The following is a 7,899-nucleotide window of genomic DNA, read 5'->3' as shown; positions in this document are numbered from 1 at the left end:
AGCAGCGTACCATTTCCGCGATTCAGATAAATGCGGTCATTATCTTTAACGAAGTGAGGGGTGCTTCTACCTTCTCTTGTGGCTATCAAATTAGCTTCACTTCCATCCGGTGAAATCCAAACCAATTCCTGGGCTGAACTGCCGTGATTTTGCTGATAACTTCTGTTTGGCCCCCAAATAGCCACAATTCGGTCAGAATTATAAGACCATGCAGGCTCACTGTATATACCGGGGGTTTCCGTAATTTTCTCAGGGTGTACTCGTCTCGCATTTGGATTTACTTTATATAAAGCTCCTCCCTCCTCAGCATCGTAAGTGGCATAAACTATCCATTCTCCATCGGGAGACCAGGTCGGCTGGGCTTCTACAAAATCAGTATTGGTTAGCTTGCGGGGTTCTCCAGCGGGCAGATCCTGTACGTATAATTTGTTAAGGACGGTAAACGCAAGCTGTTCTCCATTTGGTGAAGGGGTCGCATCCCTTATCTGTGTAGCCAGTTTTTCAGTGTCATCATTTATAGGATATTTGAAGAACACTTCCGGCCCCATTTCAAGATGTACATTTACTTCAAACGGTATTTCAGTCGATTCTCCGCTTTCAATATTGATTTTGTAAATCTTTCCATTGTAAGAAGTTAACAGATTCTTATCATCATTTGTGAAGGTCATTCCCGGCAGTACACCCATAGTTGCGATCGATTCCTGATCATCTCTTTGGATGGGATAAGCCAACCAGCGTTCGTTCCCCGTTTCCATATCCCGAATCACTAAACCGGTGTTTTCTTCATAACGGGAGCCGTACACCATCCATTTGCCATCACTTGACAATGTTGGAGTGAAAGCCGAACCATAGCGGGAAGTCACCGTTTGGCGTGAACCGTCTTCTCGATCATAACGCCCTACTTGATATTGCGGAAGCTGTGCATTGTAATTCCAGGCTCCGTTTCGCTGTGAGTAGTAAACATATCTTCCATCCGGAGAAATAGCCGGATCAATGATCTTAAGGTTTTCAGGCTCGCCAATCAACGCGGTTCCGCTTCCTCCCTCTTTGTGGATTAGCCAGAGTTTAGGAGTCAATCCGCCTTTGGAAGCGACCACGTATTCGCCGTCGGGAGTCCAGTCGGCATTGGTGTAACGGGTATTTCCTCCTTTGGTAATTTGTTCTATTTCCGAGGTATCTTCTACATTCACGTAATACAGATCTTCTTCTCCGGAAGCATCCGAGGTAAATAACACATATTGTCCATCAGGGCTGTAGCGCGGATGCGTATCAAAAGCCATTCCATCGGTGAGCTGCTCGGCGTCTCCCCCCGATACCGGAATCCGATAGATATCCCCCAGCAGATCAAAGACGATATGCTGTCCGTCGGGACTGATATCCAATGACATCCAGGTTCCTTCGCTGGTTGTGAACTCGATTACCCGGCCGGGTTCCATGGGCAGTTCATTATCAGCTTTTTCAATTTTATTGGTATCTGCAGCAGCAGTGTCTTGTTGTACAATAAAGCTTGAGGCAGTAGAATTTTGAAATGTAAATAAACCCAATACTAGTATTAACGGGATGTGTACCCACATCCTGGCTTCTGTTTTCTTCATTTTTTGATAAGATTACTTAGTGTTTGAGAGATACTCTACGTGAGTATAATATTTTGTTGCTTCTAAAAGCATTAAAAGTTGTATCGGAGATCAACCAATAGTTTCTTATCCCGCTCTATTTAAACAACCGCTGAATCTGAAATGCTTATGGTTTTTTGAGAAGCATCCATTTTAGCCTCCAGTCCAACAGGTAAGGTAATGTTATGATCATTATGACTAATCATTGCTCCGTAGAATGCCGGTATATTAAGCGGCGCAATGTGATGGTCCATAACTTGTTCGAGCGTAAGACTATTACTTCCTGCTGAACAGTCGGTGCACTTACCAAACACAAAGCCTGATAATTGATCCAGAATACCGGCCAGTTTCAATTGAGTAAGCATTCGGTCTATTCTATAAACGCTTTCTCCGATGTCTTCCAAAAACAGGATCGCATTTTCAAATGAAGGCAGATAGTCTGATCCGATCATAGAAACAAGTACGGATAGATTGCCACCCAATAATTTCCCTTCAGAAGCACCCTGAGTGATCACAAAACTGTTATCAAATTCCTTCGGAATACCAAATTCTGCAGCACTTCCCCTCCAGGTAATAGTTTTGAAGGCATCAATCGTAAAGTCATTCCAAGTAGATTTTCCAACAGGTCCATGAAAAGTATGCAGGCCGCTTTTCTTGTAGAAAGCCATATGCAACGAAGTAATATCACTAAAACCACAAAATACTTTGGGGTTTTTCCTGATCACTTCATAATCAATTGAGGACAGAATTCGATTACACCCCCATCCTCCTCTTACGCACATGATTCCATCCACCGAAGGATCCCGGAACATATTCATCAGATCTTCCAGCCTTTCCTCATCTGTTCCGGCTAAATAACCATACCTGTTTCTCACGTGCTCTCCAAGCTTAAGCTTAAAACCTAATGCCTCAAGATCTGTGAGCATCTGCTGAAATTCACTTTCTTCATAGATTGGGCTGGCCGGGGCTATTAAACCTAACGTATCACCCTCTTTTAAAGCCTTGGGTTTGATCATTGGCTGATCATCGGCGGGATCTGAAGTACACTTTGATTTGCTAAGTGCAATACCGGTTAAAGGAAAAAGCAGAGATGTTTTAAGAAAATCTTGTCGTGTAAAGGCCATTCTTTCTGATAATTAGTGAAAGGCGGTAGTTAGCTATATAACTGCTCTTTTTCAATGATTTCTAAAACCTTATCAGGAACAAGGTCTTCAATGGATTCACCGGCTGACACCCGGCCTCTTATTTCTGAAGATGAAATATCCAAAGGCGTATGTTCTACAAAATATGAATGGTCTAAGATCACTTCTTCCACTTCATCATGCGTAACACCGGGTCGCTTTGCAACCAGAAGCTCACATTCTTCTAAAATTTCCCGATAATATTTCCAAGTATGAAACTTTGATAGACTATCTTCACCCATGCAATAGAAAAATTCAGTATCCGGATGCTCTTGTTTTAAGTGCCGGATCGTTTGGACACTGTAAGAAGGTTTTGGCAGGCTATTCTCAATGGTACTTACACTTACCCGATTCACCCCTTCAAAAGCAGCGTTTAGCATCTTTAACCGGATCTCATAGGATGCCTGAGAGAGTTGCTTGTGTGGAGGGTAAGGAGTTAATAAAACCCATAATTTATCCACGAAATCAGAATCAAGGTACGAGTGGGCTATGGAAAGATGCCCTTTATGAACCGGGTCGAAGGTTCCTCCAAATAAACCAATTTTGGGAGGCATTAGCTTTGTTCTGTTTCTGATCCTAAAGTTTCAGGAACATTGGCCAATTTGCGTTGTGCTTCGTCGTGGTAAGTCTCCACTTCACTTCTAAAATCACTGTCAGGAAACAGCTGTAAGAACTTTTCGTAGTTTTCGATTGCTTTGGTATATCGCTCTGCTTGTCGTTCTACTACACTATTGTCAGCATAGGTTATGTAAGTTTTGATCTGGTCCACTAAAGCACGTTCCGCCCATTCCGATTCCGGATATTGATCAATAGTAAGATCTAAATATATAGTAGCTGCCCTAAACTGTTCAGTTCTCAGATAGAACTGTGCAGCTCCATAAGATTTTCGCGCCAGTTTATTCCTTAATTCATCAATTCTGGCAGCTGATTCAGTTACTAATTCAGAATCAGGATAGCGGTTGTTAAATAACCGGAATCGCTCTATTGCGTTGCGTGTAGCTGATTGATCCAGCTTATACCTTGGACTTTGATGGAAATAACTCATGGCTGCTTTAAATTCAGCTTCTTGCCTGCGTTCGTCTTGTGGATACAAGCCCACATAGCGGTCATATTCTGAAGCGGCTAATAAATAACGTCCGCCTTTATAATAACTCTCAGCCAAATAAAACTGAGCTTCCTGACCGTATTCAGTCCCTCTTCCCAACCTTGTCACTGTTTCAAAAGCGTTGGCTGCTTCGTTATAATTTTCTTCATCGTAAAAAGCCATGGCCTTCTCGTAGGCAACATCCAGTGTATCTCCCCGCTTTATAAGTTTATCATTTGAGCAGGCAGAAAAAATAAATAAGAGACTCAGTATAAGTGTAAGTTTGTTACGCATTGAATAAAGTTATTGTGATTTAATGGTCACGATTTTGCAAGAAGATAAGAAGTTTTTCAAGCTCTTGTTGATAATCTGACGTTCTAAATTTATTTAATAGTTGAAAAGCTTTTTGGTAGTGCTGTTCTACTTCATCTGCTACATCACTCAGTACATTTAATTCTTTCATGATCGAAAGCACCTGATCCACTTGTTCATCATTAGGCTTTTCCTGGTCAAGCGTTTCTTCAATTAAAGTTGCCTGAGCACTATTTGCACGTTCTAACGCAAGTATAGTAAGATATGTTTTCTTGCCTTCGAAAATATCCCCTCCCGGTCTTTTTCCAAACTTTTCCGGATCGGCAGTAGCATCAAGAAGATCATCCTGAATCTGAAAAGCAATTCCCATTTCATATCCAAGTTCGGCCAATTCTTTTCTCTTTTGGTTCGTTGAGTGTGCGGAAATTGCTCCCATCTCTAAAGCACCGCTAAGTAAAGCAGCTGTTTTACCTGCTATCATCTGAATGTATTCCTCATGACTTACATTCAGGCGTTCTACAAATTCCATATCCAAAGCCTGGCCTTCACATACCGTGATTATTGCCTTGACAAAAACATCATGCATTGCAGCAAATTCATGCTTCGAATATTCATCAGAATGACCATAATAACTCAGTTTCTTGTAAGCATCGGCAAACATAACGTCGCCGGAAAGGATGGCTATATTTTCACTCCACTTTTTAAAAACACTGGGTTCACCTCTGCGTGTATCTGCACTATCCATGATATCATCATGAACAAGGGTGAAGTTGTGCAGGATCTCAACAGCTAAAGCAGCCGGAAGGGCATCTTCAGGATTTCCTTCACATAAACCGCAGGCAAGAAGAGTCAGCATTGGGCGAATCCGTTTCCCTCCTGCAGAAAGAGCATATCGGTATGGCTCATAGAGGGTTTTGGGTTGAACCGGAAGATCGATCTCTTTCAATCCGGTTTCGATCTTATCCAATAAAAGTTGCTGTAGGTCTGTTTTACTCAATGCTCTTTTCGTAGATGAATGAATAAATATAAGGAAATTTAAGGATGATTTAAGCTAAGCTTCTCTTTCAGATGAGTTGAATTCAGCTTCTCTGTTCCATCGCAACCTAATAACAAAAGTATTGTTTTAAGGTCTTTGTGCCATTGCAGGAAAAGATTTTCTAACCCTTCATAACCTCCATTTTTTATCGCTTTGATGACCGGTTGAGCCGAAGCGGTAAAATGCGCTCCTAAACACAATGATTTTGCAATATCAAATGCAGAACGGATTCCGCCGGAGGCTATGATCTCAAAACTCCGCTCCCACTCCAGTTTACTGAGTTGCTGAATACAGTCTGCTGTTGGAATTCCCCACTCATCAAAGTGATGATTTGCTGAAGAATTGGACGATCTGAAATTCTCTACTTTAGCCCAGCTTGTTCCTCCGGCCCCGGCAACATCAATAACTTCCACTCCAACATTCAATAACCGTCGAGCTGTGTGGTCTGAGATCCCGGCTCCGGTTTCTTTCACAATAACAGGGATCTCAGTGTCTTTGACCAATTGCTCAATACCGGCTAATATTCCTTTAAAATTACGATCACCTTCAGGCTGCATCAATTCTTGCAACGGATTTAGATGTACAATGATGGCATTAGCCTTTACCGAATCAATAAGTGTGGTCAATTCCCTAGTACCCAGTCCACCAATGAGTTGTGCTCCTCCAATATTGGAACAAATAAAAGCATTTGGAGCTTTATCACGAACAACTGAAAAGGTCTCAGTTAATGAATCATCCTCCAGCATAGCACGTTGACTCCCCACGCCAAAGGGTAAATTTTCGGCTTCACAGAACTCGGCGATAATTGAATTTACCGGACCGGCTTCAGAATATCCCCCGGTCATTGAAGATATAAATAAAGGAAAGCTGAAGGTTTGCCCTAAGAATTTGGCTTCAGTGGAAACTTCCTCAAAATTTAATTCGGGAAGGGCATTGTGAATGAATTGATACCGCTCAAACCCGGCGGTTTGAGCGTACTGGGTACCGTCGGTAACAGTAAGTTCCACGTGGTCTTTTTTTCGGTCTCTGATGTCTGTCATGTTGGGAAATTGCCACTAAATCTCGAAAACACAAAATGTGATCGCAGATTTATGGGATTAAAAGATTTCACATATAAAATGCGAACTGGAATTTACCGTAAGGGCGTATTGCATACGCCTTTGTTTTAACGACCACCAAACATTAAACCAGGTAAGAACCCGAATTCACATGAAAGGTTTGCCCGGTAGCGTGTGTTAGCTTCCCTTCCGCTAACAAACTCACAATATTGGCGATCTGTTCAGGCGGAGCAATAGAATCCAGCGCCAGGTCTTTAGTGAGATAATCTTTTCCATATACTTCGATAGACCCTTGTGCCATATCCGTATCCACAAATCCGGGAGCAATAGTGTAGGCGGTAATCCCATGCTTCCCAAAACTGCGGGCTATGCTTTTGGTGAAAGCGACCATTCCTCCTTTGCTTGCGGCATAACTCGCATATTCTCCGGTATCTCCTCTATAAGCTGCCCGAGATGAAATATTGATGAGCCTCCCTTCAATTCCGGCCTTCGTCCAGGCATTCAGCGCCCACTTCGAGATCAAAGCCGACGAGCGTAAGTTTACCTGCATAGTCTTATCCCAATTCGACAGCCAATCCTCATCAGAAATATCAAACTGTGCCTCTTCGAACATACCTGCGTTGTTGATCAGTACTTCAGGAATCTCATTTTCGTGAAAGACTTCTTTAAGCTTTTCCAAGTCTTCCTCTACCGCAAGATCACATTTGATGTGCCGATAGTTTTGGTTATTAGGAAATAGTGTATTGGTTGAACGGGAAGTACCAATAACCAATACACCATTTTCCAATAACTTTGCTGCGATTGATTTTCCTATTCCGCGGGAGGTGCCGGTAACTAATATCTGCATGCTTGATTCGTTAGATTAATGGAGTTAGATTAAAATATGAGTCCAACAGTATTCCGTTTTAAAGGATACCGATTCTTTTTCTTTTCAAGGGAAGAAGATAGACTTCTATACATGTAATTCACGCTGAAGGTGAAGCAAAAATTTAGCTCGAACCTGAAATCGAAGTTGAGTCAGTGTATGGATTAAATTCAAAACAGGTTACAGAAATTATTGAACAAATAATGGAGCATAAAGATGAAATCAGAGAAAGCTGGAACAACCATTTCGGACAATAAAACGGAAGTAACCAATATCTCTTCACATGGTATTTGGCTCTTTCATGACTCTAAAGAATATTTTCTTTCCTACAAACAGTTCCCGTGGTTTAAAAAAGCCACGATCAAAGAAGTGACGAATGTAGAATATTCATCAAAAAATCATTTCTACTGGCCGGATTTAGACGTTGACCTACACTTGGAATCAATCGAAAACCCGGAAAAGTATCCATTGGTAAGCAAAGAGAACTAATCACCGGAATCAGCAATCCTTACTTTCTCCAAACCGGTACATTCGAGCAAGCTTCCCCGTACATAATTTTTTTAGCTGTACCCATTAACTTATTGGTAGCCAGCAAGTAAATGGAATCTGGGATGTGCACTTTTCCGCAGCCTTTCAGAAGGACGAACTTGTCTTCGTATTGGCCCCAGTCGTACTCTTCGAGCTTTCGTTGGTATAGTTGGTGAAGAAAAGCTTCTTTCTTCCCGAGAAATACTTCTTTGGCAAATGAAT

8 protein-coding genes and 1 pseudogene are annotated in these 7,899 nt (G+C 41.9%); 1 reads left to right on the top strand and 8 read right to left on the bottom strand.

The window, feature by feature from the left end:
* The 7 genes and pseudogenes from VFM80_RS08400 to VFM80_RS08370 all read right to left on the bottom strand — a co-directional run.
* A pseudogene (locus tag VFM80_RS08400) lies at nt 1-1,595 on the bottom strand (amidohydrolase); the annotation flags it as partial.
* A 119-nt stretch (nt 1,596-1,714) separates the two neighbouring features.
* Nucleotides 1,715-2,737: a S66 peptidase family protein gene (locus tag VFM80_RS08395; RefSeq protein WP_395071380.1), complete on the bottom strand. Its 1,023-nt coding sequence runs from the start codon at nt 2,735-2,737 to the stop codon at nt 1,715-1,717.
* 29 nt (nt 2,738-2,766) lie between these two features.
* Nucleotides 2,767-3,348, bottom strand: coding sequence for a nicotinate (nicotinamide) nucleotide adenylyltransferase (gene nadD, locus VFM80_RS08390; RefSeq protein ID WP_395071379.1), 582 nt, complete (start codon nt 3,346-3,348; stop codon nt 2,767-2,769).
* The gene (locus VFM80_RS08385) at nt 3,348-4,172 is read right to left on the bottom strand and encodes an outer membrane protein assembly factor BamD (RefSeq protein WP_395071378.1); all 825 of its coding nucleotides are present in this window, start codon (nt 4,170-4,172) and stop codon (nt 3,348-3,350) included. Before VFM80_RS08385 ends, nadD begins: the two co-directional genes overlap by 1 nt.
* Before the next feature lie 19 nt (nt 4,173-4,191).
* Nucleotides 4,192-5,187 (bottom strand): polyprenyl synthetase family protein, encoded by a 996-nt coding sequence (locus tag VFM80_RS08380; protein WP_395071377.1) that lies wholly within the window; start codon nt 5,185-5,187, stop codon nt 4,192-4,194.
* A 38-nt stretch (nt 5,188-5,225) separates the two neighbouring features.
* Nucleotides 5,226-6,266, bottom strand: a complete 1,041-nt coding sequence (gene fni, locus VFM80_RS08375; RefSeq protein ID WP_395071376.1) for a type 2 isopentenyl-diphosphate Delta-isomerase — start codon at nt 6,264-6,266, stop codon at nt 5,226-5,228.
* 142 nt (nt 6,267-6,408) lie between these two features.
* The gene (locus tag VFM80_RS08370) at nt 6,409-7,131 is read right to left on the bottom strand and encodes an SDR family NAD(P)-dependent oxidoreductase (RefSeq protein WP_395071375.1); all 723 of its coding nucleotides are present in this window, start codon (nt 7,129-7,131) and stop codon (nt 6,409-6,411) included.
* A gap of 234 nt (nt 7,132-7,365) precedes the next feature.
* Here VFM80_RS08370 and VFM80_RS08365 point away from each other — a divergent pair, with 234 nt between their 5' ends.
* Entirely contained in the window at nt 7,366-7,638 is a 273-nt protein-coding gene (locus VFM80_RS08365; protein ID WP_395071374.1) for a DUF2442 domain-containing protein, read from the top strand.
* A 19-nt stretch (nt 7,639-7,657) separates the two neighbouring features.
* On the opposite strand, the gene VFM80_RS08360 is transcribed toward VFM80_RS08365, so the two are convergent.
* A partial coding sequence (locus VFM80_RS08360) for a DUF2480 family protein (protein ID WP_395071373.1) occupies nt 7,658-7,899 on the bottom strand: 242 nt, incomplete at its 5' end.

This window comes from Gracilimonas sp. (genome assembly GCF_035704785.1).
Taxonomy (GTDB): Bacteria; Bacteroidota; Rhodothermia; order Balneolales; family Balneolaceae; genus Gracilimonas.
The sequence above is the reverse complement of the archived record's forward strand: the minus strand, read 5'-3'. Positions and strand labels throughout refer to the sequence as shown.

What these genes read in the sequence shown, in the direction of transcription:
- VFM80_RS08395 (WP_395071380.1), bottom strand. Translation starts at nt 2,737, where the DNA reads ATGGCCTTTACACGACAAGATTTTCTTAAAACATCTCTGCTTTTTCCT.
- nadD (WP_395071379.1), bottom strand. Translation starts at nt 3,348, where the DNA reads ATGCCTCCCAAAATTGGTTTATTTGGAGGAACCTTCGACCCGGTTCAT.
- VFM80_RS08385 (WP_395071378.1), bottom strand. Translation starts at nt 4,172, where the DNA reads ATGCGTAACAAACTTACACTTATACTGAGTCTCTTATTTATTTTTTCT.
- fni (WP_395071376.1), bottom strand. Translation starts at nt 6,266, where the DNA reads ATGACAGACATCAGAGACCGAAAAAAAGACCACGTGGAACTTACTGTT.
- VFM80_RS08370 (WP_395071375.1), bottom strand. Translation starts at nt 7,131, where the DNA reads ATGCAGATATTAGTTACCGGCACCTCCCGCGGAATAGGAAAATCAATC.
- VFM80_RS08365 (WP_395071374.1), top strand. Translation starts at nt 7,366, where the DNA reads ATGAAATCAGAGAAAGCTGGAACAACCATTTCGGACAATAAAACGGAA.